This is a genomic window from Agrobacterium sp. DSM 25558 (genome assembly GCF_900100825.1).
In the GTDB taxonomy this organism is placed as follows: domain Bacteria; phylum Pseudomonadota; class Alphaproteobacteria; order Rhizobiales; family Rhizobiaceae; genus Agrobacterium.
In genome coordinates, this window is the sequence record NZ_FMUD01000002.1 from 100,956 (window position 1) to 126,787 (window position 25,832).

Annotated in this window: 23 protein-coding genes and 1 tRNA gene; 18 read left to right on the forward strand and 6 right to left on the reverse strand. The window is 52.9% G+C overall.

Annotated elements, in window-relative coordinates; translation table 11 throughout:
• Window positions 1-26 precede the first annotated feature (26 nt).
• Both DSM25558_RS02970 and DSM25558_RS02975 read left to right on the forward strand, forming a co-directional pair.
• Window positions 27-1,694: a DUF262 domain-containing protein gene (locus DSM25558_RS02970; RefSeq protein ID WP_077101661.1), complete on the forward strand. Its 1,668-nt coding sequence runs from the start codon at window positions 27-29 to the stop codon at window positions 1,692-1,694.
• Between the two features lie 471 nt (window positions 1,695-2,165).
• The gene (locus DSM25558_RS02975; protein WP_159442474.1) at window positions 2,166-3,104 is read left to right on the forward strand and encodes an Abi family protein; all 939 of its coding nucleotides are present in this window, start codon (window positions 2,166-2,168) and stop codon (window positions 3,102-3,104) included.
• 50 nt (window positions 3,105-3,154) lie between these two features.
• Here DSM25558_RS02975 and DSM25558_RS02980 read toward each other — a convergent pair whose 3' ends face one another.
• The 4 genes from DSM25558_RS02980 to DSM25558_RS02995 are packed head-to-tail and all read right to left on the reverse strand — an operon-like array spanning window position 3,155 to window position 10,260.
• Window positions 3,155-4,774, reverse strand: coding sequence for a type I restriction-modification system subunit M (locus DSM25558_RS02980; RefSeq protein ID WP_077101665.1), 1,620 nt, complete (start codon window positions 4,772-4,774; stop codon window positions 3,155-3,157).
• Window positions 4,771-5,961, reverse strand: a complete 1,191-nt coding sequence (locus DSM25558_RS02985) for an AAA family ATPase (protein ID WP_143240003.1) — start codon at window positions 5,959-5,961, stop codon at window positions 4,771-4,773. Before DSM25558_RS02985 ends, DSM25558_RS02980 begins: the two co-directional genes overlap by 4 nt.
• Complete coding sequence (locus DSM25558_RS02990) at window positions 5,958-7,265, reverse strand: restriction endonuclease subunit S (RefSeq protein WP_143240004.1); 1,308 nt, start codon at window positions 7,263-7,265, stop codon at window positions 5,958-5,960. The genes DSM25558_RS02985 and DSM25558_RS02990 overlap by 4 nt, the downstream gene beginning before the upstream one ends.
• Entirely contained in the window at window positions 7,255-10,260 is a 3,006-nt protein-coding gene (locus DSM25558_RS02995; RefSeq protein WP_077101667.1) for a type I restriction endonuclease subunit R, read from the reverse strand. The genes DSM25558_RS02990 and DSM25558_RS02995 overlap by 11 nt, the downstream gene beginning before the upstream one ends.
• 436 nt (window positions 10,261-10,696) lie before the next feature.
• Between DSM25558_RS02995 and DSM25558_RS03005 the strand changes: the two genes are divergently transcribed.
• The gene (locus tag DSM25558_RS03005) at window positions 10,697-12,160 is read left to right on the forward strand and encodes an HAD family hydrolase (protein WP_077101671.1); all 1,464 of its coding nucleotides are present in this window, start codon (window positions 10,697-10,699) and stop codon (window positions 12,158-12,160) included.
• Window positions 12,161-12,282: 122 nt separating this feature from the next.
• Here DSM25558_RS03005 and DSM25558_RS03010 read toward each other — a convergent pair.
• Window positions 12,283-12,357, reverse strand: a tRNA-Thr gene (locus DSM25558_RS03010).
• Window positions 12,358-12,510: 153 nt separating this feature from the next.
• Here DSM25558_RS03010 and DSM25558_RS03015 point away from each other — a divergent pair.
• The 9 genes from DSM25558_RS03015 (at window position 12,511) to yacG (ending at window position 18,382) form a co-directional block, all read left to right on the forward strand.
• Window positions 12,511-12,735 carry a hypothetical protein gene (locus tag DSM25558_RS03015; protein ID WP_077101672.1) on the forward strand — a complete coding sequence of 75 codons (225 nt, stop codon included), beginning with the start codon at window positions 12,511-12,513 and terminating at the stop codon, window positions 12,733-12,735.
• 181 nt (window positions 12,736-12,916) lie between these two features.
• Window positions 12,917-14,209, forward strand: a complete 1,293-nt coding sequence (gene murA, locus DSM25558_RS03020) for a UDP-N-acetylglucosamine 1-carboxyvinyltransferase (protein WP_077101673.1) — start codon at window positions 12,917-12,919, stop codon at window positions 14,207-14,209.
• Between the two features lie 110 nt (window positions 14,210-14,319).
• Window positions 14,320-14,757, forward strand: coding sequence for a DUF2948 family protein (locus DSM25558_RS03025; RefSeq protein ID WP_077101674.1), 438 nt, complete (start codon window positions 14,320-14,322; stop codon window positions 14,755-14,757).
• A 152-nt stretch (window positions 14,758-14,909) separates the two neighbouring features.
• The gene (hisD, locus tag DSM25558_RS03030) at window positions 14,910-16,208 is read left to right on the forward strand and encodes a histidinol dehydrogenase (protein WP_077101675.1); all 1,299 of its coding nucleotides are present in this window, start codon (window positions 14,910-14,912) and stop codon (window positions 16,206-16,208) included.
• A 5-nt stretch (window positions 16,209-16,213) separates the two neighbouring features.
• Window positions 16,214-16,687 (forward strand): UPF0262 family protein, encoded by a 474-nt coding sequence (locus DSM25558_RS03035; protein ID WP_077101676.1) that lies wholly within the window; start codon window positions 16,214-16,216, stop codon window positions 16,685-16,687.
• 2 nt (window positions 16,688-16,689) lie between these two features.
• A complete protein-coding gene (locus DSM25558_RS03040) occupies window positions 16,690-17,169 on the forward strand; it encodes an arsenate-mycothiol transferase ArsC (RefSeq protein WP_077101678.1) in 480 nt (159 codons plus the stop codon).
• A 105-nt stretch (window positions 17,170-17,274) separates the two neighbouring features.
• Entirely contained in the window at window positions 17,275-17,493 is a 219-nt protein-coding gene (gene infA / locus DSM25558_RS03045) for a translation initiation factor IF-1 (RefSeq protein ID WP_027673809.1), read from the forward strand.
• A gap of 30 nt (window positions 17,494-17,523) precedes the next feature.
• Window positions 17,524-18,147 (forward strand): Maf-like protein, encoded by a 624-nt coding sequence (locus tag DSM25558_RS03050; protein ID WP_077101680.1) that lies wholly within the window; start codon window positions 17,524-17,526, stop codon window positions 18,145-18,147.
• 4 nt (window positions 18,148-18,151) lie between these two features.
• Window positions 18,152-18,382: a DNA gyrase inhibitor YacG gene (gene yacG, locus DSM25558_RS03055; protein WP_077101682.1), complete on the forward strand. Its 231-nt coding sequence runs from the start codon at window positions 18,152-18,154 to the stop codon at window positions 18,380-18,382.
• 99 nt (window positions 18,383-18,481) lie between these two features.
• Here yacG and DSM25558_RS03060 read toward each other — a convergent pair whose 3' ends face one another.
• Window positions 18,482-20,659: a DUF1217 domain-containing protein gene (locus DSM25558_RS03060; protein ID WP_077101683.1), complete on the reverse strand. Its 2,178-nt coding sequence runs from the start codon at window positions 20,657-20,659 to the stop codon at window positions 18,482-18,484.
• Between the two features lie 284 nt (window positions 20,660-20,943).
• Between DSM25558_RS03060 and flhA the strand changes: the two genes are divergently transcribed.
• Genes flhA through DSM25558_RS03090 form a run of 6 tightly spaced genes read left to right on the forward strand, consistent with a single transcriptional unit; the run spans window position 20,944 to window position 25,711 of the window.
• Window positions 20,944-23,034, forward strand: a complete 2,091-nt coding sequence (gene flhA / locus DSM25558_RS03065; RefSeq protein WP_077101685.1) for a flagellar biosynthesis protein FlhA — start codon at window positions 20,944-20,946, stop codon at window positions 23,032-23,034.
• Entirely contained in the window at window positions 23,031-23,783 is a 753-nt protein-coding gene (gene fliR, locus DSM25558_RS03070) for a flagellar biosynthetic protein FliR (protein ID WP_077101687.1), read from the forward strand. Before flhA ends, fliR begins: the two co-directional genes overlap by 4 nt.
• Before the next feature lie 9 nt (window positions 23,784-23,792).
• Entirely contained in the window at window positions 23,793-24,200 is a 408-nt protein-coding gene (locus DSM25558_RS03075; RefSeq protein WP_077101689.1) for a hypothetical protein, read from the forward strand.
• A 40-nt stretch (window positions 24,201-24,240) separates the two neighbouring features.
• Window positions 24,241-24,795: a rod-binding protein gene (locus tag DSM25558_RS03080; protein ID WP_077101691.1), complete on the forward strand. Its 555-nt coding sequence runs from the start codon at window positions 24,241-24,243 to the stop codon at window positions 24,793-24,795.
• 20 nt (window positions 24,796-24,815) lie between these two features.
• The gene (locus DSM25558_RS03085) at window positions 24,816-25,181 is read left to right on the forward strand and encodes a hypothetical protein (RefSeq protein ID WP_077101693.1); all 366 of its coding nucleotides are present in this window, start codon (window positions 24,816-24,818) and stop codon (window positions 25,179-25,181) included.
• A complete protein-coding gene (locus tag DSM25558_RS03090; RefSeq protein ID WP_077101695.1) occupies window positions 25,178-25,711 on the forward strand; it encodes a hypothetical protein in 534 nt (177 codons plus the stop codon). The genes DSM25558_RS03085 and DSM25558_RS03090 overlap by 4 nt, the downstream gene beginning before the upstream one ends.
• Window positions 25,712-25,832 lie beyond the last annotated feature (121 nt).

A 25,832-nucleotide genomic window follows, 5' to 3' on the forward strand; every position in this document is an offset into this window, starting at 1 on the left:
CCTAGAAGAAGATTTGAGGAGCCGACTTGATCAGCGCAGCAGAACATTCCGTATACGAAGTACTTGGCGACCGCTTTCTTCACGAAATACCCTCATATCAGAGACCTTACACGTGGACTGAAGACGAGGCGAAACAACTGGTTGCCGATTTGCTCGAGGCCATGGCCGACAAGGGCGACGAGCCGTACTTCCTGGGAAGTCTGGTGTTGGTCAAGCCTCCCGGCCAAGTCAACGGCCAAGTCGTCGACGGCCAACAGCGGTTGACAACACTTACCATCCTCGGAGCGGTGCTCCGGGACCTAGCCGATGACGACAAGGAAAAGGCTGCGCTGGATTCCATCGTCTATATACGTCCGAACAGTTTTCTTGCTCAGAAAGAAGCGGTTCGCGTGATGGCCCATGAGAACGATCGTCTTTTCTTCCGGGAATCGATCCAAACGCCTGGTGCGACAGGGAAAGCGGAACCGTCAGCAGCGCCAAAGACAGAGGCGCAGGGACACATGTGGGCGAATGCGTTTGCGCTTCGGAAGATGGTTGGAGCGTTGTCAACGACAGACCGTCAGCAGTTGGTCGGTTACCTTTTAAACAGATGTGTTCTGGTCGTTGTATCAACAGAGTCACGCGCATCTGCGTTACGCATCTTCAAGGTGCTGAACGACCGTGGCTTGGACTTGACGAACGCCGACGTTATCAAGGCCGATCTGCTCGCGAAGTTTCCCGAGGAAACTGAGATGCAGTTTCAGGCAAACCGCTGGCGGGAATTCGAGAACGACTTGGGTAGACAAGAGTTCGAGGGACTGCTGGAAACCCTACGGTTCATCCGCGAAGAAATCAAAAATCGTCGAACGCTGAGCGAGGCATATGCCGAGCGTTTTAAATCCGCCAGCGCGGAGGAGGTCCGAACTTTTCTCGTGGAAGAGATGGGACCCGCGAAAATTCAATACGCGAGGCTCTTGGAAACCGATGTGAGTTCTTTCCCAAAAGAACTTCAGAGCAGGGCCACCGAGGCTCTCACAGGACTTTCGTTGGTTCCTAATAAGGACTGGATACCGGTTGCGTTGTCTGCCTACCTTAGGCACGGCCCTGACCGCCTCGTGAAAACACTCGAACAACTCGAGGGTCTTGCTTGGACGATGCAACTGACGCGCCGTTACGACACGCAACGTATGAATCGGTATATCGAGGTATTGAAAGCTCTCAAACTCGATGATGCCGCGATCGATAGCGCTTTTGCCCTGACAGAAGGCGAACGGAGTGAGGCAGACATTGCTCTAAACGGTGACCTCTACAACGTCTTCCCAACGCGTGTTGTTCGCGCCATCCTCGAACGGCTTGATCGCCTGATTTCCGAACAGCCTGTGATCTGGCCTGGCATGAAAACAGTGGAGCACATTCTTCCGCAAAATCCGGCTTCCGGATGGGATAAGTTCGGCGAGCTCGACAGAATCGATTTGACGAATAAACTCGGCAACTTGGTCCTCCTCACCTCACGCAAGAACTCGGGAGCTTCTAATCTGCCGTTCTCCGATAAGACGAGGGTATATTTCGGTCTCGGTAATTCAGCGTCATCAACCAAACGGGCAACCTATGCATCGGCACAGGAGCTGGCGCATGTCGCAGACTGGACTCCCGAAGCATTCAATGAACGCCATACAAGGCATGTGGGTCTTTTGAGAACTCGGTGGGGCATATGAACAGTTCATGACAGCAGTGGTAGGTGCGGAGCGTGGCACATGTGAAAAGATCAAGCAGGGCTGACCCGTTTCCGATCCGGTTCTAGGAAGCCATAAAGTTCAATTCCACAACCGCGGTAACTGCGAAACGGGTGAACGACGTATTCGACGGTTCCCGATGGACAGAAGATGCGAGGAACAGACACCATGCTCATGATTAGATTTTAGCCTTATAGGACACAACCTAAAAAAATAAAAGCGCCTTGACACTGCCACATTGACTAGATAGATTACAGCTAACAACGCCCACGCGGTAATCGTTTCGAGTGTAAGCTCGGTCGGTAACTTCGTGGGCTTTTCCATTGGCTGCGGGGCATATTGCGTAAAGTATTTTTCAAGAATTTTAAAAGAAGGTTCTACAGATCGGCATTCGGCCAGTGCGTCGGTTCGATTATGGAGACATACTACTGGCGACAATTCAACAAAAACAATGTGTCGCTTATCGAGTACCAGAAGCCCTATCGATCGCCGTCTGATCTCGCTGATAAGCTTATTTCCCAAGGATTGCATCTTCACGACAGATCGTATGCCGAAAGAGTCATTTATCTAAATAATTATTTCCGGATAAAAGCATATTTTATTCCGTTCATGGACTCAAACAAACAGTTCATAGCGGGTACGACTTTTTCAGACGTTTACGACCTGTACACTGCTGATCAAAATATAAGGGTCTTTTTATTTCAGATAGTCGCGCATCTTGAAGTGCGGATTCGCGCTGTGATCGACAATGTCGTCACATCAGTGACGAATGACCCCTTCTGGCACTTGAACAAAAAGAATTTCAACAAATATGACGAAGTTGAAACAGCTATCAAAAAAGCGGGTTCGCGGTTCAATATCGGCAAACAAGAATTCGTCCTCCATTATAGAGAACGCTATTTTACCACGAAATCCTTCGAACACCGACGCATACCGCCATTTTGGATTATCTCAGAGGTATTCACGCTCGAACAACTGCTTGCCGTCGCAAAAAACATCGATCGAGATCGTTTTCGACTGCCCGGCGACAACAAGCTAAATGCATGTGCTACTCAGTTTGGTTTCGCGGGCTACGATGCGTTGGTTACCAATCTTCAATGCATTCTGGAACTTCGAAATATTTGCGCGCATCACTCACGACTTTGGAACAAAAACTTGCGTGCGCCCAGCAGCATAGCGAAGAAGATGAAAGTCAAACCGGGTCGATACGTAAAACCAAACAGACTGTACACACACTTAGTCATGCTTCGCATCATGTGCAAGGCACAGAATATGGATGATGGAATTTGTGATTTTTTCAATCATCTAATTTCCAATCATGCCATTCTGGCGCAAGACATGAATTCGATGGGCTTTCCTGCAGCCTGGAAAACTGATCCTCTCTGGGTATAAGTTGCTATTTACTTGTTTGATAAGCCAAGGTCATAGTCATGACGTGGTCCCTACTCACCGCGCATCGGCAAAAGGGGCAGGCCGAGTTCTTTCAGAAAAACGTTGTATTTCTTTGTTGAAGCCTGAACGTGTCTTTCAATTTCCATCAACTCATCATGCGTGGTCTGAAGATCAATCGTGCGCTCCTCATCGGCCGTGTTGATATACCGTGAGATGTTTAGGTTATAGCCTTCTTCAGCAATTCGCTCCAAGCTAATGCGCTTGGAATAGCGATCTTCCTCCTTGCGGAACCTGTATGTATCGATAATCTTGGTAATGTGATCTTGAGAAAGTTGGTTCTGACGTTTACCTTTAGCAAAGTGTTGCGCAGAATTGATGAAAAGTACATCGTCTGGTTTCTTGCACTTCTTCAGCACGAGGATACAGACAGGTATACCAGTTGAATAGAACAGGTTAGCGGGTAAGCCGATAACTGTATCGATATGACCGTCGTTGAGGAGCTTGGTGCGGATGCGCTCTTCAGCTCCACCCCGGAAAAGCACTCCGTGAGGCAGTATGATCGCCATAACGCCTTCCTCTTTCAGGAAGTGAAAACCGTGTAGAAGAAAGGCGAAGTCTGCGGCGGACTTTGGGGCCAACCCATAATTCTTGAAGCGAACGTCATCGCCCATTGCGTCGTTCGCCTCCCATCTCAAGCTGAAAGGCGGATTAGCTACGATTGCGTCGAACGTCGGTTTTCTTGCGGGGTTTTGCTCACGCAGTATGTCCCAGTCATTCGTGAGTGTGTCGCCGTGATAGATTTCGAATTCGGTGTCCTTCACCCCATGCAACAGCATGTTCATACGAGCGAGGTTGTAGGTGGTGATGTTGCTTTCTTGCCCGTAAATCTTGCCGATACCATGCGGCCCCATACGCTTCCGCACATTTAGCAAAAGTGAACCCGAGCCACAGGCGAAATCGAGTACGCTTGCGAGGTGATCCTTCTTGCCTGTGGCAGGTTCTTGGCTATCAAGTGTAACTATCGCTGAGAGGATGTCGGAAATCTGCTGCGGGGTATAAAACTCGCCTGCCTTCCGGCCAGACCCGGCCGCGAACTGCCCTATCAGGTATTCATAGGCGTCTCCCAATGCATCAATCTCAGAGGAAAATTCTGCTAAGCCTTTGGCAATTTCCGTGATGATTGCGCAGAGCTTAGTATTGCGTTCTTGATATTTTCTACCAAGTTTGTCCGATGCGAGATTAATCTCGGAAAACAGCCCATTGAAAGTGCTGTGAAACGACTCTGTTTCGATATACTTGAAGCCTGCCTGTAATGTGTTCAGTAATTCGCTGTTGTGGGTGCGGGCCATATCGGCAATGCTGCTCCACAGATGGACCGGCTGAATAACATAGTGGACCTTGCGACGCATTTGCTGTTCAAAATCATGAATGTCGTCCGAGTTGTCCGCGTACCATAGCACCAAAGGCGCACGACGGTCGTCCGCTGGGAGTGTGGGGTAATCTTCGCCGAGTTCTTTCTTCGCGGCCATTTCATAATTGTCTGATAGGTACCGAAGGAAGAGGAACGACAGCATGTAATCGCGGAAATCGTCTGCGTTCATCGCCCCGCGTAGTTGGTCGGCGATATTCCAAAGGGTTTTGCCGAGTTGCTTTTGATTTTTATTATTCATTGTACAAGGATTTCTTCAGGTGCGGCTGCGGGGATCGGTGCGGAGGTAATGGATGGAGAGATGTCCAGCGTGTCGGGCAAGGAGAACTGGTACTTGTTAAGGAAGGCACCAAGGATATCGCGAAAAAGCTTTTTCGTGTCGTCTACCATTTCCATGGGCTGGTAGATGGCATACTTTCCATGGCTCAGAAGGTTGAGGGCTCGTGCATAGAGCACCTCATCTTCAACACCATGAATGCACGACGAAAAATCATCGTGCCCAAAAAAAGTTGCGGTCTTTTCCATTATGCTACGTAACATGTTGAAATGGTAGGTATAAAGGGTCCCGTCTGAAGCTGCTCTCTTGATTTCTGCCAACATTGCAACATGGTGGAAAAATGGGACGTCATCAGTAGCCCGAAGGGTGTAGACGGTGCCGCGATCCGGACGGTGAAGGAAGTACTTCTTATGGGCCTCCTTTTTTAGCTCGTTACACACAACATTGAAGAACAATGCATGATGCGTAGATAGTACCGTCTTGATTGGATCAGGAACCGTCCGCTCTATTCCAGAAACGGTTTCTTTTTTGGTGCGGCTCTTTGCTCTTTGGAGCATCTTTGCCAAGTCGCTGGCTACGGCGATGGCATTGTTGTCGTCGAGCGAGGAGACCGGATCATCGATGTAAATATATTTGACCCAAGCATAAGACTCCGCGCCGTCAATCATTCTCTCGCAGATGGCCATAAAGATGCACCAGATGAACATGTTCTCCTCACCGCGCGAGACTTTGATGTGACTTGCATCGCCTTTACGGAAGCTGATGGTCCACTTTTCGTAGTCAATATCGAAAAGGAAGTCCGCGTAACGTCCGAGATAATCTCCAATACGTTCTTCTAGCGCCAAATCTTTGAGTCCGTTAAAGAACTTGGAGTCGGAATTAATGTGAAAGAGCCTCTCATTGTCATTCTCTAGGTCGTTGTCCCATGAGAAGAGGTCTTCGGTAAATGCATTGAAATAGAGAGTGTCAGGTTTCTTTTCGTTTTTTAATTTTCCCGCTTCTTTGAATTCCATGCATAGTCGTGTCTTTCCGGTACCATTATAAGCGTAGAGCAGAACGAAGTCTTGGTTGCCACCTACCAAGTCGTCTCGCAGGCGACTGACCAATTTCTGCATGTTCTGAAAGCGATGAATCTTCGGCTTGCCTTTCACCCTTCACTCTCCGGGATTGATGAATAAACCTGCTGCATTAGGCCTATCTTGTGCTTCTTTAGAACTTCGAGTTTTCCAGTCTGACTAATAATGAGCTCGTCGAGCGTGATAAGACACTCAGCGATCCTTTTCTGCTCGGATGGACCCGGAAGCATCAAGTCTAGACCTTTCAACTCATCGGTATCTAGTTTTCCTGTGCCGTGCCCCGCTCGATCTACCATACTGAGTAGACGATCCTTATAGCTGGTGAGCATCCATGCTAAGAAGAGACCATCGACCTCATCCTTGGGCCGAAGTCCTTTAACATCTTGGTTGAAGCTCATCTCGCGCCGCAAAAAGCAGATGGGGACATCTTTGAGCAATGTCATTCCTCGCGTCAGTATTAAAAGAGTGCCGGATGGAACCAGTCGAGCACCGTTATCTACAGCTGCAGCTGAAATGTGATCTGTTGTGTCTTCTAACAACAAGCGCTTCATGTCCTTCGCCGACACCCATGGGACAGAGCCATCCCAGAATTCGGGAGTTCCTTTAGCGGGTGTGGCCCCCGATTGAATGCTAACAATGTCACCCAGGGTTTTCGGTACCCAATCACCAGCGTCCTGAAATTCGGGGAAGCGGAAGTTGGGTTGAACCTCGCCCTCTCGCGGGAAAAGTTGCTGCATCAGGGCTTTTTTATGTATCGTAAGAGTATCTACAATTTTGGATTGTTTAAGAACTAGATCGTCTAAGGACAACAAGCATTCAGCGATTTTCTGTTGCTCAGCGAAGGCTGGCGTAGGTATTTTGATGCCGAAGAAAGTCTGTTTGCTTATGTTGAGCAAACCATTGCTTCGCGCGCCGCTGGTAATGTGTTTCTTGAGTTGCTTCCCGTGCAGGTTCTGTTCAAAGGCCCCCTGAAAGAAGCCGTTGCAGTAACCATTTTTAAGTCGAAAAGATATAAATACATTCGGCGCAGCGACTTCCCCCCAACCCTGCAAGAGGTAGATACACCCTTCTGGAAACTTGAGAGAGTTTCCTTTATTGAATACAAAGTCGCCATCACGGACAAGGGTGTAGAGGTGGTACTGATTTCCAGATATATCCCTACCGAACTTCTCTGACTGAGGCACAAATCCAATGCCGGCAGAAATACTGACGGGCGTGAGTTTCTTTTGGCCAACTCGTTCGACAACCGGCGACGTTGCTTCCTGTAAGCTTACTGGCGTCCACGCTTCAGCATCCCGAAAGTCCGGGAATCGCAGTTGTGGTACCAACTGAAGCGTGGTGTCGTCTGTCAGATTCATGGTAATCGCTTTACTGCTCATATGCGCTTAGTCCAGAGATTTCGCGCCCATTGGCACGTTTGGTGAGCAGGGGCAGGAGATCGGCCATAAGTTCGAGTTCCTTTACCCGACGTGCCTTCCAATTAAGTCCCAGCGGTTCCATCAGGTCAGTGAGTTGCTCCCCATCGAAGATCATTCGTTCCAGTATTCCATCCACGAAGGCTTGCAACGCGGCGGTGGTCAGCCCGTGCTTGTTTGCGATGCCGACCAGTTCTTCCGCTTCCTTCTCCGACTTAAAGCGAGTGTAGCCGTCGCGGATGACTTTTTCGCTTAAACCTTCACCCGCTTTCAACGTTGAAATATAAGCGGCGATATCGTCGCTTTCGTTCATAAACTTTGCATCGGACTGAATGAGGCCAACGAGCTGCTCGCGGCTCATTTTTTGCTTGCCTGGCATCGCCTGCGAGAAACGAGTGATAAGTCCCATGATGTAGTCGTAATCGATGACGGTGGACGCAAAGAGGACGAACTCGAAATCAAGCCCGTCCACTTCCGGACTGGGTATGTCAGTGTGCTTGTCCTGCTGGGCCCTGAGACGTTGGGCGGTTTCCAGATAAGCACCGCGGAAACCCAGCAGATTTTCCTTCGGAAGAATCTGCTCGATGGCGGCGGCGTTTTCATCGGTGATGTCTGTGTATTGGTCGAGCTGGGTCTTGAGACGCTGGACTTCCTTGAAGCGCTCAATGAAGACGGCACGGGCGGCATCCCCCTTAAGACTGGGTACTGCGTCCGGGGCGCTGTTGAGGCCCTGGGACTTCATAAACTCATCTAACTTATGCACCGCGAGCTGCAGTTTCTGGATGACAATAGGGGCTTTGTCCACCAGCCAGATTTCGCGGGCTTTTTCCCCCGCTGACTCGCCAGAGAAGAGAGCAATCGCGTTATCGACGGAATCTCGCTGCTGACGGAAGTCGAGAATATTACCGTAAGGTTTCGTGGCGTTGAGCACGCGATTGGTGCGGGAGAAGGCTTGGATCAATCCGTGGTCCTTCAGCTTCTTGTCGACATAGAGCGTGTTCAAGTATTTGGAATCGAAGCCAGTGAGCAACATGTCCACCACAATCGTGATGTCGATTTTCTGTGAATGCGGCTGGTCGGCATTGGGCCATTGCTGATCCTTGATACGCTTTTGCACATCCTGATAATAGAGGTCGAACTCGCCAATGCGGTGATTGGAGCCGTATCGAGCATTGTAGTCGGCGAGGATGGACTTGAGGGCTTCCTTTTTCCTCTCTGGCTCCACAGTGTTGTCCTCTTTTTCCTGCGGGAGGTCTTCCTGAATCTGCTTTACATCAGGATCGCCCTCTGCGGGTGGCGAGAAGACACAAGCGATGTTCAGGGGTTGGAAGTCGGCGGAGTTCTTTCGTTTTTCGGACTGCAACTCGCCGAATAGACGATAATATTCGATGGCGTCATTGATGGAGGCGGTCGCCAGTAGAGCATTGAACTTACGCCCGCCAGTGGCGGCGTCGTGCTTGGCGAGAATGGCCTCGATGACTGCCTTCTTCGCGATCGGTTCGCCCGGCTTGGGCACTTTCTTCCCGTCAGGCTTGAAGAAATCGATATGAAATCGCAGGACATTTGCGTCCTCAATGGCATGTGTGATTGTGTACGAGTGGAGCTGTTTCTGGAAGAGCTCGCTGGTTGTCTGGAACGAGGCCTCTTCATCCTCTACCTTAACGCGACTGGAATTTTCTTCAAAAATGGGCGTCCCGGTGAAGCCAAAGAGTTGAGCCTTAGGGAAAAACTCTTTGATAGCTTTATGATTTTCACCGAACTGTGAGCGGTGACACTCGTCGAAGATAAAGACAATGCGTTTGTCTCGAAGCGGCTCCAACTGCTCCTTGTAAGTCTGTCTGCCGTCCTTCTTTTGCTGCTTGTTGCGCTTGCTATTTTCGTCCAGCGCCAATCCGAGCTTTTGGATTGTGCAGACGATCACCTTGTCGGAGAGGTCGTCCGAGATGAGTCGGCGCACGAGAGAAGCCGTGTTGGTATTTTCCTCGACACAGCCTTCCTGGAACTTATTGAATTCTTCGCGGGTCTGACGGTCGAGGTCCTTACGGTCTACGACGAAGAGGCATTTCTCGATATCGGGGTTGTCCTTTAGGAGGGTTGAAGCCTTGAAAGAGGTGAGCGTCTTACCACTACCCGTGGTATGCCAAATGTAACCATTGCCGCAGTTTTGGGCGATGCAGTCCACAATCGCCTTCACTGCATAGATTTGATAGGGTCGCATCATCAATAACTTCTGCTCGCTGGCTACGAGTACCATATAACGGCTGATCGTTTGCCCAAGGGTGCATTTGACGAGGAATGTTTCTGCGAAGCTATCGAGGTAGGTGACCTTTTTGTTGTCGATGTCCGCAAATTCATAGATAGGCAAAAACCGCTCGTCGGCGTTGAAAGCAAAGTGCCTGGCGTTGTTGTTTGCAAAGTAGAAAGTGCGATCGCGATTGGTGACGATGAAAAGCTGCAGAAAGCAGAGAAGCGTCTTTGTGTAGCCGTTGCCGGGATCGTTCTTGTACTCGACAATCTGCTCCATCGCCCGGCGGGGGCTGATGCCGAGGGTTTTCAGCTCGATTTGAACGGCGGGGACGCCGTTGATCAGAATGATGACGTCGTAGCGGTGATGGCTGTTATCCGTATTTATGCGCAGCTGTTTGACAACCTCAAAGGTGTTTTTGCACCAGTCCTTGATATTGACGAGGGTGTAATTGAGTGGCGTGCCGTCATCGCGGGTAAAGCTGTTGCGCTCCCGTAGCGTGCGGGCTGCGGCAAATACGTCAGGCGTAGTGATCTCGTCAATAAGGCGGATGAACTCGGCATCGGTCAGAGTGACACGGTTAAGTGCGTCGAACTTCTTACGGAAGTTTTGCTCCAACGTGGCTCGGTCGCGGATGTCCGGTCGATATTCGTATTTGAGGTCTTGCAGTTTCGTTACAAGAGCCTGCTCGAGGCCGCTTTCAAGGATGTTCATATTTAGAATGCCACTCCGCAGACTATGGAGGCGTACATGCGCCTTTGAAGATTCGCTATATATAGCCGCTGCTATGCAGAATTGGGAGCCTGCAGTTGCCCTCGCTTCAACTTAAAAGTTTATCCGCTGATGAATGGTTCTGATGACGATAAGCGGCCAAATGTGGAGGAACGCCATGGCATGCGCTCCGCTTTCAGTTCTGAGTTTCGGGGGAATCGGCGGGCAGCGACCTGACTATTGGCACGTTGTCTCACAGCTTGGCCTTGACGAGAGCGGCGGTTGGCTGATGACGGTGGAGATAGCGGGGAAAACAGTTGAACAGGCCAGCCGAGGACGACTCACCGGTGGCCTGCGATTATATCGCGATACCAATTCAGACGACGCAGTGCTAAACGCGGCCAGTCCAATCATTAGGATAGTACAGGAGGCCTAATTCATGAAGCCAAAGATAAACACTCTCATCGTTGACTTGGATAACACCCTGTACGACTGGTTTGAGATATGGCGCGCATCTTTCCTGCCTGTTTACAATGGCCTACGTGATCGAGTCGGAGTGGATGAGACAGACCTTCAAAGCAAAATTCGCGAAGTTCACCGCCAACGTAAAACCTCCGAATACACCTTCCTTTTGGAAGAATTGCAGATAGCTACTCCCGATAGCGCCGATCTTCGGGGTTTTCTCGAAGAGGAGGTCCGGCTTTCTAAAACAGAAAGGGATCGAGCGCTCAAACTATATAAGACGGTGTTAAAAACGCTGTGGCAGGTGAAGAAAAGCGGAACCCGCATCGTCGCGTACACGGAGTCTCTTTCATTCTATAGCGGTTACCGTTTGAAGAAACTCGGGCTTGATGGTGTTATCGATTATCTCTACTGCCCGGAGGACAACGATTTGCCATCCGGCGTCAGCCTTAGCAAAATACGTAGCCTGCCAGATGAATTCTACGAATTGCAGATTACCGAAATCAGGCACACCGCTCCAAATGAACTCAAGCCGAATCCCAAGCTTCTCCGCGAGATAGTGGTAAATCTCAAGGCAAAGCCAGACGAGTGTGTTTATGTAGGCGATAGTCTCTTCAAAGACGTTGCGATGGCTCAAGACGCAGGCGTCCATGATGTTCACGCCGAATATGGCGTTGCACAGTCTCAACCTGATTATGAGCTTCTTCGAAAAGTGTCGCACTGGACCGACGCAGACATTGCGAGGGAAAAGCACGTTACTGAAAGAATCGTGACGCCCTCACATTCGATTGAGGTCTTTAGTGAACTCCTTCAAAAATTCGATTTCGTCGGCTCTGAGGTGAAACTGGCGGATTTGAGCGCGAACCACATGATCGACATCTGGAAAAAGGTTGTCGACGTCCAGCAGCACTTCAATCAGCTCGAAATGCAAATCCGTAATTACGCTCTGACAGTCACCGGAGCCATAATGGCTGCGGCAGGAATTACCTTTAGAGACGGTCTGTCGGTCAGTTTTATCGGTACTGAAATCAGTCTGTCGATTGGGATCGCAGCGGTAGCTCTAACTATATGGGCGGGCTTCTGGTTTATGGACAGGCACTGGTATCACCGTCTCCTGAAAGGTGCGGTAGACCACGCCACGACGATCGAAGAGAAATTTGGGAAAAGCATTCCGGAGATAGCATTGGGCTCGCGTATTAGCGCAAACAGCCCAGTATACATTTTTGGGTTTAAATTAGGCTCAAACGGCAAAATTAATCTGTTTTACGGCTTGGGCGCTGTAATAATCTTGCTCTTCGGATTATTCGCGTTTGTCGCCGAGCCTATGCCTAGTAAATCGGGAAAGACTGCCACCGCCGAAATGACATTCTCTAAGAGACATGTTGGGTCTCTCGGCCCGCCTTACTCAGACAAATTAGTTCTCTTGGACGTGCCAGTTTAGCGATTCAAGCCCTTAGAGACAAACCTGTGAGATCACCAGAGACACATCAAGGTCTGTAGAGACAATCCTTAGAATCGATAACAAAGATCGAGGGAAAACAGCTCATAATCGCTTTGGGAAAATGGTGCTGCGAAAGAGGATTGAACTCTCGACCTCTCCCTTACCAAGGGAGTGCTCTACCACTGAGCTACCGCAGCATCTAATGTCGAAGCATCCGCTTCACATCAAGTTGGGGCCTATTGCCATAGGTTTATGACGAGCGCAAGCCGCAATATGCGACTTCGTCATTCCACGGTGTAAAAACCAGCGGGGGCTGTTGAAAAGGCCGGAATTCGGCTAGAGATACGCCCATGAACGATGATGACGATCTTTTAGAGGAAAAGCTGGCGGCTTCTTCCGGGCAAAATGGGCCGGGCGACAGGGCGAAAAGGGCCGAAGCGGAGCGTAAGGCGCGCGCGGCCAAGAAGCTGCGCGAAAACCTTGCCCGACGCAAACAGCAGGCGCGCGCGCGACGTGCCGGGGAAGCAGACGAAACAATTGGTTTGCCCGCCGCAAAAACGGACGAATCGTGCTGACAAGAAACATTCAGCGGAAATTGAAATGGAGCCGAGTTTCATCTACTGCATGATCTCATTGGATTATGCGGCGGAGCCGCTCTTTCGGACATTTTCAGACCGGATATCATCGACGCACAGTCCGTTTGGACAGTCTGTCGCAAGCACTCAGGAAAGGCGGGCGAAAAGCCCGTAGGGACGTATGGATCGCATCAGAATTACCGGCGGGAACGAACTCAACGGCATAATCCCGATTTCGGGCGCTAAGAATGCGGCCTTGCCGCTGATGATCGCTTCACTGCTAACGAGCGACACTCTGACGCTTGAAAACGTGCCGCATCTCGCAGACGTCGAGCAACTCATCCGTATCCTCGGTAATCACGGCGTCGATATTTCCGTCAATGGTCGCCGCGAAAGCCAGGGTGAGAGCTATTCCCGTACCGTGCATTTCACGTGCCGCACCATCGTCGATACCACGGCACCTTACGAACTGGTGTCGAAGATGCGCGCCAGCTTCTGGGTCATCGGTCCGCTTCTGGCACGTAACGGCCAGGCGCGTGTCTCCTTGCCGGGTGGTTGCGCCATTGGTACTCGTCCGGTCGATCTCTTCATCGAGGGTCTGGAGGCACTCGGTGCCACCATGGAAATCGATAGCGGTTACATCAATGCAACGGCTCCATCTGGCGGCCTGATCGGTGCCACCTACACATTCCCGAAAGTCTCGGTTGGTGCCACCCATGTAATGCTGATGGCAGCATCACTGGCACGCGGCACAACGGTCATTCACAATGCGGCGCGTGAACCTGAAGTCGTTGACCTCGCCCAGTGCCTGAGCGCCATGGGCGCGAAGATCGAAGGTGCAGGCACCTCCACGATCACCATCGAGGGCGTGACATCATTGTCCGGCGCACGCCACCGCGTCCTTCCAGACCGCATTGAAACCGGCACCTACGCCATGGCAGTTGCCATGACGGGTGGCGATGTTCTGCTGGAAGGTACGCGGGCTTCGCTGCTCGACAATGCGCTTGATACGCTGAAGCTTGCCGGTGCGACCATCACCGAAACGGAAACCGGCCTGCGCGTCGTACGCAACGGCAACGGCATTCACCCCGTCGATGTCGTCACCGAGCCATTCCCCGGCTTCCCCACCGACCTCCAAGCGCAGTTCATGGCGCTGATGACGCGGGCGCAGGGCGTTTCGCACATCACGGAGACGATCTTTGAAAACCGCTTCATGCACGTACAGGAACTGGCGCGTCTGGGTGCCAAGATTTCGCTTTCGGGCCAAATGGCCCGCATCGAAGGTGTGTCGCGCCTGAAGGGTGCGCCGGTCATGGCGACCGATTTGCGCGCCTCCGTTTCCCTCGTCATTGCAGGTCTTGTGGCGGAAGGCGAAACAGTGGTCTCGCGTGTCTATCACCTCGACCGTGGCTTCGAGCGTCTGGAAGAAAAGCTCAACCGCTGCGGTGCGCAGGTTGAGCGCGTCAGCGACTAATACGCATTGCTCATCGAAGCCCGCTGGTTGTAGAGCGGGCTTCGACTGCCTATCTCCAAGTCACGATTGGAAATAAGCGGCTCTGTCCGCACAAAGAGGACATAGACACGATGAGTGGCCTTAAATTGATGGCGCTGGATAGCGAAGACCTCTCCGTCATTTCAACGCATATGCAGGACAGCGTTTTCAAGCTGAAAGACGTTTCTTTCGATTCCAAGCATGGGCAATTCCTGCTGTCTGCAAACCGTTTCGTTTGGGAAAAAGGTGCAAAAAAGGGCGAATCGCTTGAGCGATGCCGCACCGTCTTTGCGTTAAAGCGTGTCGGAAACGCGCGTTCGCAGGGGTTCGATCGCGATAACAAAGAGCAGGTTCTGTCTCTGCTGGCGGTTCGCTTTACGCAAAACGGCGAAGGCCCCGAGGGTACGGTGGAACTTACGCTTTCCGGCGGCGGTGCCATTGCGGTTGATGTGGAGTGCATCGAGGCTCAAATGGCAGATGTCAGCGGTGGTTGGGAAACCGCGTCGAAACCGCATCATCCGGACGCCTGACCTTGTAACCAGGACTTACCTTATACATTGGCGGACAGGGAATTGCCTTGCCCGCCTGTTTTAATTTATGCCACATACCCAAAAGCGCAGTGCATATGCGCAGCAAGCATTTTGCTCCTTCCGGTGGACGGGGCCGTGAAAGGGTAAGTGACGTGGCAATCTGGCTGGAGCAGGCTTCTCAAGATTTTGAACAGGCTTTCGCAGCATTCCTGACGACGAAGAGAGAAGTGTCCGAAGACGTGAACGTCGTCGTGCGTGACATTATCGATGATGTCCGCAGGCGCGGCGATGAGGCGCTGGCGCATTATTCACTCAAATTCGACGGCCTGGATTTTACCAAGACGTCCATGCGCGTCACGGCACAGGAAATCGACGCGGCGATTGCGCAGGTCGATTCCAGCGTTCTGGATGCCTTGAATTTTGCCGCAGCGCGCATCGAAAAGCATCATGCACGGCAGATGCCGAAAGACGATATCTATGAAGACGATATCGGCGTTGGCCTCGGCTCGCGCTGGACGGCGATCGAGGCAGTCGGGCTTTACGTGCCCGGCGGTACGGCAAGCTATCCCAGTTCGGTGCTGATGAATGCGGTTCCGGCCAAAGTCGCGGGTGTGGAGCGCGTCGTGATGGTCGTCCCGGCCAATGGCGGTACGATCAACCCGGCAGTGCTGGCAGCAGCGCGCATCGCCGGCGTCGAGGAAATCTACCGCATCGGTGGTGCGCAGGCCGTGGCGGCCTTGGCCTACGGCACGCAGACCATTGCACCGGTTGCCAAGATCGTCGGTCCCGGTAATGCCTATGTGGCGGCGGCCAAGCGGCATGTCTTCGGCACTGTCGGCATCGATATGATTGCCGGGCCATCGGAAGTGCTCGTTATTGCCGACAAGAACAACAATCCCGAATGGCTGGCTGCAGACCTTCTGGCGCAGGCTGAACATGACGAAGGTGCGCAGTCCATTCTGATGACCGACAATGCCGAGCTGGGCAGAGCGGTGGAGCAGGCGGTCGAGCGCCAGTTGAAGCTGCTGTCGCGCTCGAAGACGGCGACGGCCAGCTGGCGGGATTTCGGAGCGATCATTCTGGTCGAGGACCTTGTAGCATCCGTTCCTCTCGCCAACCGCATTGCCGCCGAGCATCTGGAACTGGCAGTCGATGATCCCGATGCCTTGATGGCGGGCATTCGCAATGCGGGTGCCATCTTCGTTGGCCGCCATACTCCGGAAGTGATCGGCGATTATGTCGGTGGCTCCAACCACGTTCTGCCAACGGCGCGCTCTGCGCGTTTCTCGTCCGGCCTGTCGGTGCTGGATTTCGTCAAGCGCACGTCGATCCTGCGGCTGGGACCGGAGCAGTTGCGAAAGCTTGCGCCCGCCGCCATTACGCTCGCCCATTCCGAGGGACTGGATGCGCATGCCCGCTCCGTCGCCATCCGTCTCAATCTGGAAGGGTAGGGGAGATGGACCCAAGCACTTTCAGGCTCTGCGATGTGGTTCTGGACGAGAGCATCGGCCGGTCCACGCCTGACGTGGAGCATGAACGTGCCGTCGCCATTTTCGATCTGATCGAGGAAAACAGTTTCGAGCCGATCGGCCACGCGGGCGGCCCCTACAAGCTCAATATTTCCTTGGTTGATACCAAGCTGGTGTTCTCGATCAAGACCGAAGACGAGCAGGCCGTCGCGACCCACATCCTGTCGCTGACGCCGTTCAGGCGCATCATCAAAGACTACTTCATGATTTGCGAGAGCTATTATGAGGCGATACGCTCTTCGACACCGAGCCAGATCGAAGCGATCGACATGGGCCGGCGCGGTATCCACAATGATGGTTCGCAGACGCTGATGGACCGGTTATCCGGTAAGATCAAGGTGGACTTCGACACGGCGCGGCGGCTGTTCACACTTGTCTGTGTGCTGTATTGGCGGGGGTAGGCATGCAGGATCCTGCTGGTGTCGACTTGAAACAAAAGGTGCCGCGCGCCATATTGTTCATGTGCGGAATGAACGCCATTCGCTCTCCCATGGCAGAGGTCATCGCCAAGCAGCTGGTCGCTCCAGGCATCTACATTCAATCGGCGGGCGTGCGCGCAGGTGAGCGCGACCCTTTCGTTGATGCCGTGCTGGATGAAGCCGGGCTGGCGCTGGGCAAGCATAAGCCGCGCACGATGGACGAGATCGAGGACGATTTCTTCGATCTTATAATTACCCTGACACCCGAGGCACATCACAAAGCACTTGAACTGACCAGATCCAATTCTCTCGATGTGGTCTACTGGCCAACCATGGACCCGACTGTCGCAACCGGCACCCGGGATCAGATTTTGGAAGCCTACCGAGAGGTGCGAGAGCACCTGACAAAGCTGATTTCGGAGCGTCTGCCACAACGTGCCAGACCGTTTTCCGAGACACTTTAAAACGATCGACAATTTAGGTTCACAAATGTGCGGCGATTGTGTAGTTTCCGCGCAATTTTCCCGGCCTGTTCTGGCTGGCATTATCAACAGGAAGAAAAACACTATATGACAAAAGAAGAAGTCCTTGAGTTTCCGGGCGTTGTTACCGAACTTTTGCCGAACGCGACCTTTCGCGTAAAGCTGGAAAACGAACACGAAATCATCGCCCACACCGCTGGCCGCATGCGCAAGAACCGTATTCGCGTTCTGGCAGGTGACAAGGTGCTGGTCGAAATGACGCCTTATGACCTGACTAAAGGTCGCATCACTTACCGTTTCAAATAATCGTCCGGAAAATCGGACGACTGGCAGAGCATGACAGACGCAAAACAAAAGCTGATTCTGGCTTCCGGGTCGCCACGCCGTCTTGAGCTATTGCATCAGGTTGGCATCGAGCCCGTACGGCTAATGCCGATGGACATCGACGAGACGCCTGCACGGCTGGAGCACCCCCGTACTCTCTGCCGCCGTCTTTCCTCGCAGAAGGCCCAAGCTGCCTACAAGGCAGTGAAGGGTGAGCTTGCGTGGAAGGGTGCCTATGTGCTGGGCTCCGATACCGTCGTGGCCGTCGGCCGCCGTATCGTCGGCAAGGCGGAGTACATCGAGGATGCGTCTGCCGCGCTGCATTTGCTGTCGGGCCGCAGCCACTGGGTCTATACGGGCGTTTGCCTTGTAACTCCCAGCGGAAAGGTGCGCCAGAAGGTCGTAGAGACCAAGGTGCGCTTCAAACGCCTCTCCCAGCACGAGATAGACAGCTACATCGCGTCTGGGCAATGGCGTGGCAAGGCGGGTGCCTACGGTATTCAGGGCATTGCCGGTTGCTTCGTGCAGAAGCTGACCGGGTCCTACACGAATGTCGTTGGTCTTCCGCTCTATGAAACGGTGTCGCTTCTGGCCGGAGAAGGTTTTGAGGTCGCGCCCGCTTGGCCGGAAGGTTGATCCCATGACAGATGAATCCAGCAAATCCACCGTCACTCCGCTGCGCAAGGCGCAGCCATGCCCGGAATGCAAACGTCCATCCACGCGGGAAGACTATCCCTTCTGCTCGGATCGCTGCCGCTCTCTGGACCTCTCGCGCTGGCTGAAAGGCTCCTACGCCATTCCCGTGGCTGACGATGAGAGCAATGCGGATGAAGAGGGCGTTGCAAGGCGCGCAGAAGACGACGAATATTAGGCGTCACGCAAATCATTTTATAGCGCAACGAAAAGGCCTGAAAATCTCTTGGATTTCGGGCCTTTTCACTGTGCAGTCAGAATTCGGTGGAAAGGCTCGTCACCCTGCCTTCAGCTGGGCAACCGCAAGGAGCGTATCCGCGCTGATCGACGTGCTGCCATTCAGAATAGACAGACTCGATGATGTCGTGCTGTTTTGAACGTCGTACAATGACGTATACCGCTTGAGGATCTTGGTAATATAATCAGGATCCTGAAGCTTCGATATGTCGATATTGGACGTTACGAGTTTAGCTTGTTTATCGACATCCATATTTGCAATCGAGTCCGGCAGGCTGAATGCGGTCTTGACGAATTGGAACAGAGCGTCATCACTCAAGAAGCCATAGGCACTCGAAATTGTCGGAGCCATTCGCTCGAAATACAGAGCAAGCCGGACGCCTTGGTTGGATTCACCCTGGTCCTCTTCCAGTGTCTGCCGGATATAATGGTTGGTGGTTTCCAGAACGGCACCACGCTGCTGTCCACCGCTCACCGCGTCAGACGTGAGGTTGCCTTCGGCATCGAAATTGAAAGATGCGACGATCTCGGAAAACTTGTTGTCTGAGAGAGAATTCACATAGCTTTTTGGATCCGATAAATCGGATGAGAACATTTTCTTGAGCTCGTCGGACGTCATAGTTTCCGGGTCTACGCCGTTTGCTTCAAGAATGTAGTTCGTCAAACGGCTGTCAGAGAGCAAATCCTTCACCGACGTGACGGTTTTCATTTGCTCCTTGTAATACTCCGTTTCCTTATCCGCTTTGTCGATTGCGGCTTCTTTGGCCTTACCGGTTAGGCCTCTTACTTTGGCACTTTCATAGTCCGACGCATATCGGTCGGTAATGCCTTCCGATTGGGCGAGAACAGGTGCCTTCAATCCGCCATCTGTGGTAAAGTTGAACGCCTTGTTGAGCTCAACGAACCGGTCGTCCTTCAAAGAATTGACGTAGCTTTTCTTGTCGGTCACATCGCTTGTCAAAACACGCTTGAGTTCGGATTGGCTGACCTCATCAGGATCGATCCCGAACGCCCTCAGCGCCACGTCCCAAACTTCGGTGACGCTGTCATTCTTTTTGTCGTCGTCTTTTTTGTTGGAAACAAAAAAGTCATCTAGGCTCGTGAATCCGGCAACGCGCGTTTCGTAATTCGAAATCGCCTCGTCAACTGCCGTTGACTGCTCTTTCACAAAGGCCGTCTTGTAGAGCTTGTTTATATCGGTCGTCTGAGTGGTTGTCTGCGAGGTGTTCCCATCAGCCAAAGTGCCATCAGTTTCGAAATTGAAATAATCCAGCAGCTTCGTGTTGCCGTATGTCGTCGCAAAATTCTCGCTGGACATCAGGCTTGCAACGCTGCTGGCCATAATCGTCGGATTGAGATCAAACGCTGTTTTAACGTAATCCAACATCCTGGTATCAGCCACCAAATCCTTTGCGGTGGTCACCGTCGCGATGTTCTTTTCCCAGTAGCGTTTGTTGGCATCGGCCAGTGTATCAGACGGAAACGTCGACTTGTTGTAGATGTAGTCGAGCTTCAGATCTTCTGTCTGGTCTGTGGTCTGCATACTGCCGTCAACGCTGCCATCCGTATTGAAATTGAAGGCTTCGGCGAGCTTTTTCCAGGCCGGGTTCTTGGCCTGATTGGCAACACTGTCCGGGTCGTCGAGATCGCTTGTCAGAACCTGTTTCAGATAGCTCTTCGACGTATAGCTGGAATCGAGGCCAACCGCGTCGAGCATATAGGTGCGAAGCCGTGAGTTGTTGACGAGGCTGTCGAGATCAGTGACCTTTCCGATCTGCGCAGCAAAATAGGTGGATTCGGTTTTGAGCGATGTTTCTTCTGCTGTAAACGATGCCTTGTAAGCGTCGGTCAGGCTGCCAGCCTGCGCAGAGTTCTGCGCGGTCTTCACATCGCCTTGAAAATTGAACGCTTCTGCAAACTGGAGATATCGCTTGTCTGACACGGAATTGGCGAAACTGGACTTGTCGCTCAGATCGCTTTCCAGCACCTTTCGCATGAAGGCCTTGCCGTACGTCATCGACTCAAGCCCATAGGCCTTCATGGCGTAGGAATAGAGCTTATAGTCGCCTAGAAACTCATCGACCGTGGTGACCTTACCAATATTTTCCTCGTAATACGCAGTATCTCGCGCAACCGCTGACTGGTTTGCGACCGACGACAACGAGGACTTTAGGTCTCGGTTGACGCTGAGATAGCTTGTATAGGTGGAAATCGCCATAGGTAGCCTTGCAAAGTTTGGCCTTGGTCATCGGCCAGCGTGCACGCCATCATCGCGCGAATAGTGCTCCCTTTATATTACAAAAATAGTCTGAACCAAAGCCTAAATATTGACGAGTGATCACTGTCAGACGGAAACGCCGCCAATGTAATTTCGTCCACTCTCGCGCAAGCTTGATCCAATAATGCTGCGACGTCGATCTGTGTCCAATCGGTCGGCACGGCTTTTTTCATGACGGGATAGCCGGGACACGTCTGCAGTTCTCATGAAGAGATGGAGTTAGAATGGCGACGCCTCCGAGCATATTGCCCCTTCCAAAGGCCGCACCAGGTGGCCGCGACGTCGGGTTTGCTGTGGGCATCGTGTCCATCCTCTGTATCCTCTTCCTGCCTATCCCGGTCTTCCTCATCGATATGGGCCTGGCATTTTCGATTGCCTTTTCAGTCCTCATCCTGATGGTGTCCTTGTGGATTCAGCGACCGCTGGATTTCTCGTCTTTCCCGACCATCCTTCTGATTTCGACCATGATCCGTCTGGCGCTGAACATTGCGACGACGCGTGTCATTCTGTCTCACGGCAATCAGGGCCATGAAGCTGCCGGTGGCGTGATCGCCGGCTTCTCGACTCTGGTGATGTCGGGCGACTTCGTCATCGGTCTGATCGTCTTCCTCATCCTCATCGTGGTGAACTTCATCGTCATCACCAAGGGCGCGACGCGTATCGCGGAAGTCGGTGCCCGCTTCACTCTCGATGCCATCCCCGGCAAGCAGATGTCGATCGACGCTGACTTGTCCGCCGGTATCATCAACGAGAAAGAAGCCCAGCTAAGACGCCGTGAGCTGGAGGAAGAAAGCGCTTTCTACGGTGCTATGGACGGTGCGTCCAAGTTCGTTCGTGGTGACGCGGTCGCGGGTCTGATGATCACGGCCATCAACATTTGCGGTGGCATCATCATTGGCGTTTTCCGTCACGGTATGCCGATTGGCGAAGCTGCGGACGTGTTCGTGAAGCTCTCCGTCGGTGACGGTATCGTTTCGCAGGTGCCAGCGCTGATCGTCTCGTTGGCAGCCGGTCTTATCATTACCCGTGGTGGCGCGAAGGGCTCCACTGACACAGCCGTGATCAATCAGCTGAGCGGATATCCCAAGGCTCTGGGTGTGGCTGCTGGCCTGATGTTCGTTCTCTCGCTCGTTCCGGGCCTGCCGTTAGTACCGTTCATGTTTCTTGGTCTCATGCTCGCATTCGGCGCATGGTTCATTCCAAGACAGCTGGCGCAGGAGAAGGACGCAGAGCGCGTTGCCGAACAACAGCAGACGGACAAAGCGCACGAAGCGGAAAAAGATACGGTCAAGAACTCCCTGCGCACGACGGAGATCGAGCTTGCCCTCGGCAAGCAGGTATCTCCAAGGCTGCTCGGCGCGCATCAGGAGCTTGGTTTCCGGGTCGGCAAGATGCGCAAGAAGTTCGCCACCCAGTACGGTTTCGTCGTTCCGGAAATCAAGGTCACCGACGATATCGCCATTCCCGACAAGTCCTACCAGATCAGAATTCACGGCACGACGGTCGCGGCAAGCACGCTGCGGGTCGGCGAAGTTCTCGTCATCACCGGCAAGGGTCGCAGACCGTCCGTTCCAGGCGACGATGTGCGCGAACCAGCGTTCGGCATGCCAGCCGTTTCGGTTCTGGAAAACTTTGTGGAAGACCTCAAGCGCGAAGGCTTCCACCCCATCGATAATATTTCGGCCTTGCTGACCCACGTCAGCGAAGTCATCCGCAACAATCTACCGATGCTGCTGTCCTACAAGGACGTCAAGGTTCTCATCGACAGGCTCGATCCGGAATACAAGAAGCTGGCCGATGAAATCTGCTCGTCGCACATGTCTTACTCCGGCTTGCAGGCCATCCTGAAGCTGCTGCTGGCAGAGCGCGTTTCCATCCGCAACCTCCACCTCATTCTGGAAGCCGTTGCGGAACTCGCGCCTCATCTTCGCAGAACCGAGCAGATCGTCGAACACGTCCGTATCCGCATGGCGCAGCAAATCTGCGGCGATCTTTCGGACAACGGCGTTCTGCGGGTCTTAAGACTGGGAACGAAGTGGGATGTCGTGTTCCAGCAGGCTCTCAAGCGCGATCCGAAGGGCGAAGTGATCGAATTCGATATCGATCCACGCCAGGTCGAAGAGTTCTCCAACGAGGCGAGCAAAGTAATCCGTGAATACATGGATGTCGGTCTGCCATTCGTACTTGTTACTTTGCCTGAAACCCGGTCTTATGTTCGAATGATTACGGAACGCCTCTTCAGCACGCTGCCGGTGCTGTCACATGTCGAATTGGCCAAGGGCACGGAAATAAAGATACTCGGCTCGATCTCATGATCTCAGACCCGCAGGGAACGGTTATGGCACTCTTTCTGGCGTTTTGCCGGATTGGTGCCTGCTTGATGGTGATGCCGGGATTTTCTTCGGCGCGCCTTCCCATGCAGATACGCTTGCTGCTTGCCATGGCCCTTTCGATGGCCATTTTGCCGTTATTATGGGACACGATCTATCCCTTGGTGAAAACCGACACGATCACCTATCTCAAATTCATTTTCTTTGAATCGCTGGTCGGTGCCACCTTCGGCATGATCGCCCATCTTTATGTGCTGGGAATGCAGTTTGCCGCGACGGCCATCGGCACCGCGATTTCCTTCACGGGTCCACCAGTCCAGGACGCGCTCGAGGACACATCGGAAAACCAGCTTTCAAGCATGTTGTCCTATGGCGTTCTGTTGCTCCTGTTCATTCTCGATTTCCACCATGTCGTTTTCCGTGCCATCGTGGACTCATACGCATCCATCCCTCTGGGCGGGGCGATGAGTGTGCAAAGAATGCTGATCTCGCTGACGGATACGCTGGTCGCCTCCATGAATATCGCTCTTCGTGTGGCCAGCCCGTTCATTCTCTATGGCTTTCTGTTCAATGTGGCGATCGGCCTCATAAACAAGCTCGCCCCCCAGATACCGGTCTACTTCATATCCACCCCTTACGCGCTGGGTGGGGGTCTGTTGTTGCTCTATTTCGGCATCGCGGCGCTGGTGAACCAGTTCGCGAGCGGGTTTTTCCGCGTTTTTGCAAATATGTGAGGAACGGGAATGGATGATTCGAAATCCAAAAAGCTCAACAGACTGGCCAAGGTTCAAGGGCATCTCAAGAAGATGGCCGAAAACGAGTTGGCGATCACCACCCGCGAACGCAACGAGATCGCAGAAAAGATCGACGCGCTGAGCGGGTATCTGACGTCGCTCGACCCGATGCACCAGCAGATGCTCAAGCATTACGCCACCCGCCATGGAAAACTGATGTCCCGTGACGTCCGCCTCGAGTCGATCGAGAAGGCGCAGGAGCAGCAGGTCATGAAGGAGACGAAGAAGGGTGAACGTCTGGAAGACAAGAGGGATGCAGCCCGCGCGGACGAGTTGCGTGTCCGCGAAGATAACAGCGTCTACGAGCTGATCGATCTCCATATGAGCCTGAAAGACTCCAGCCTCCAGCAAGGTTAGGACGGTATCGTCATCCGATAAAACGGAAAAGGATGACGACGTGGCCATTTCTCCTCCAAGCGATCTTGTGCTTGATGTTGTGAATGCAGCCGACCCGACACAGGTCATGGCGGCTAGAGAAAAACTGCGCTCGGTGAGCGCCTCGCACGAAGCGTCGGTGCTGACTGCCAGCAATGCCGGCTTTGAATCGGCTATCAACAGCATCGATACGGCTGCCGGGAAGGCGGGCGTCGGCAACATTCACCATGTGAAGAGCGACGAGAAAATTCCTGAAACCTACCGCAAGTTCGAGGCCAGTGTTCTGTCGACCATGCTCCAGAACATGATGCCGAAGGAAAGCGAAGACGTTTACGGCAAGGGTTCCGCCGGTGATTTCTGGAAAAGCATGATGGCTGAACAGATGGCAGATGCCGTTTCCAAGCGCGGCGGCATCGGCATTGCCGAACAGGCCTATAACCAGGCCATGCAGAAGGTGCGAAATGCTGAAGCGCCCACCAAGATGAACGAGGACGACAAGAGCCTCGCCGTCAGCATGGTGACAGACTTCCAGCGGCGTACTTTTTCTGTAGCTGAACCAAACAAGACTGAAACTTAAGCGGCGGAGCGCTGAAGATTATGGAAATTGTAAACAACGACTATAGAACGCAGGCCATTCTCGGCCGCCTCGAAACGGTTATCGACAACGAAAACCAGCGGATTGGAAAAGATCCGGAATTTGATTTCAAACTGTCGAACGCGCATAAGAGCCGTTGCCTGTATGAGCTCAGCATGTTGCTGCGCGACGTCGACGGTGCCAAGATCGCCGCGGCTCACAAACGGCAAATTCTTGATATCAAGGCCAAACTGGCCATCAATACCCGCCGCGTCGAAGCCAACCTTCACGCCGTCAGGGCCGTGGTTGACCTTTTGAAGACCGCTGCCAGACGCGCCGAAGATGACGGCACCTACTCGCAGGAACAGTTCGCAAGCGGGGCGCAATGATCAAGCTGATAGCGACAGGGATCTGGATTCTCGTCGTAACACTCGGCGGCGTCTATGCCGCCGTGACTTTCGGTAATAAGGGTGCAAACCCTACTGCCGAAGTCGTTCACCCACCGCATTTCGTTCAAAGCGAAACCGTGACGTTGCCCGTGGTGGTGGATGGCAAGGTTTCAGGCTACTTCATTCTTCGCGCCAGCCTTCAGGTGGATGAAGATGCACTGAAGGAAGTCAATGTCCCCGTGCCGACATTCCTGACGGATGAGCTCTACACGTTGCTGGTGGGAGACAAACTGGTGGACGTGAAGGCTGCCGACAAATTCGATGTGAACGGCTTCAAGGCAAAGATCAAGGATGGCTTGAATGCCCGCCTTGAAAAGCCGCTGGTCAAGCAGGTTCTCATCGAGCAGATGGATTTCATCTCCAAAGAGGAAATCGAGGCGAGGGATCCCAACAAGAAACCTCAGCAGATCGTCGTCAATACCGATCCGCCACCGCCGAAACCAGCCGCTGGGGCAAGCTCCGGCCACTGAAGATCTGATGCCATCCAAGCCGCTCGAACTGTGCCAGTTCGGGCGGTTTTCGTTTGCGTAACGTGGGCAGCTCAAACCGTCAGCGGTATCACAATAAGAATTTAAGCGGGCAGGAGAGGTA

What these genes read in the sequence shown, in the direction of transcription:
- fliR (WP_077101687.1), top strand. Translation starts at nt 23,031, where the DNA reads ATGATCTCAGACCCGCAGGGAACGGTTATGGCACTCTTTCTGGCGTTT.
- flhA (WP_077101685.1), top strand. Translation starts at nt 20,944, where the DNA reads ATGGCGACGCCTCCGAGCATATTGCCCCTTCCAAAGGCCGCACCAGGT.
- yacG (WP_077101682.1), top strand. Translation starts at nt 18,152, where the DNA reads ATGACAGATGAATCCAGCAAATCCACCGTCACTCCGCTGCGCAAGGCG.
- DSM25558_RS03050 (WP_077101680.1), top strand. Translation starts at nt 17,524, where the DNA reads ATGACAGACGCAAAACAAAAGCTGATTCTGGCTTCCGGGTCGCCACGC.
- DSM25558_RS02995 (WP_077101667.1), bottom strand. Translation starts at nt 10,260, where the DNA reads ATGAACATCCTTGAAAGCGGCCTCGAGCAGGCTCTTGTAACGAAACTG.
- DSM25558_RS03015 (WP_077101672.1), top strand. Translation starts at nt 12,511, where the DNA reads ATGAACGATGATGACGATCTTTTAGAGGAAAAGCTGGCGGCTTCTTCC.
- murA (WP_077101673.1), top strand. Translation starts at nt 12,917, where the DNA reads ATGGATCGCATCAGAATTACCGGCGGGAACGAACTCAACGGCATAATC.
- infA (WP_027673809.1), top strand. Translation starts at nt 17,275, where the DNA reads ATGACAAAAGAAGAAGTCCTTGAGTTTCCGGGCGTTGTTACCGAACTT.
- DSM25558_RS03040 (WP_077101678.1), top strand. Translation starts at nt 16,690, where the DNA reads ATGCAGGATCCTGCTGGTGTCGACTTGAAACAAAAGGTGCCGCGCGCC.
- DSM25558_RS03075 (WP_077101689.1), top strand. Translation starts at nt 23,793, where the DNA reads ATGGATGATTCGAAATCCAAAAAGCTCAACAGACTGGCCAAGGTTCAA.
- DSM25558_RS03025 (WP_077101674.1), top strand. Translation starts at nt 14,320, where the DNA reads ATGAGTGGCCTTAAATTGATGGCGCTGGATAGCGAAGACCTCTCCGTC.
- DSM25558_RS03005 (WP_077101671.1), top strand. Translation starts at nt 10,697, where the DNA reads ATGAAGCCAAAGATAAACACTCTCATCGTTGACTTGGATAACACCCTG.
- DSM25558_RS02980 (WP_077101665.1), bottom strand. Translation starts at nt 4,774, where the DNA reads ATGAATAATAAAAATCAAAAGCAACTCGGCAAAACCCTTTGGAATATC.
- DSM25558_RS03035 (WP_077101676.1), top strand. Translation starts at nt 16,214, where the DNA reads ATGGACCCAAGCACTTTCAGGCTCTGCGATGTGGTTCTGGACGAGAGC.
- DSM25558_RS03085 (WP_077101693.1), top strand. Translation starts at nt 24,816, where the DNA reads ATGGAAATTGTAAACAACGACTATAGAACGCAGGCCATTCTCGGCCGC.
- DSM25558_RS03090 (WP_077101695.1), top strand. Translation starts at nt 25,178, where the DNA reads ATGATCAAGCTGATAGCGACAGGGATCTGGATTCTCGTCGTAACACTC.
- DSM25558_RS03060 (WP_077101683.1), bottom strand. Translation starts at nt 20,659, where the DNA reads ATGGCGATTTCCACCTATACAAGCTATCTCAGCGTCAACCGAGACCTA.
- DSM25558_RS02990 (WP_143240004.1), bottom strand. Translation starts at nt 7,265, where the DNA reads ATGAGCAGTAAAGCGATTACCATGAATCTGACAGACGACACCACGCTT.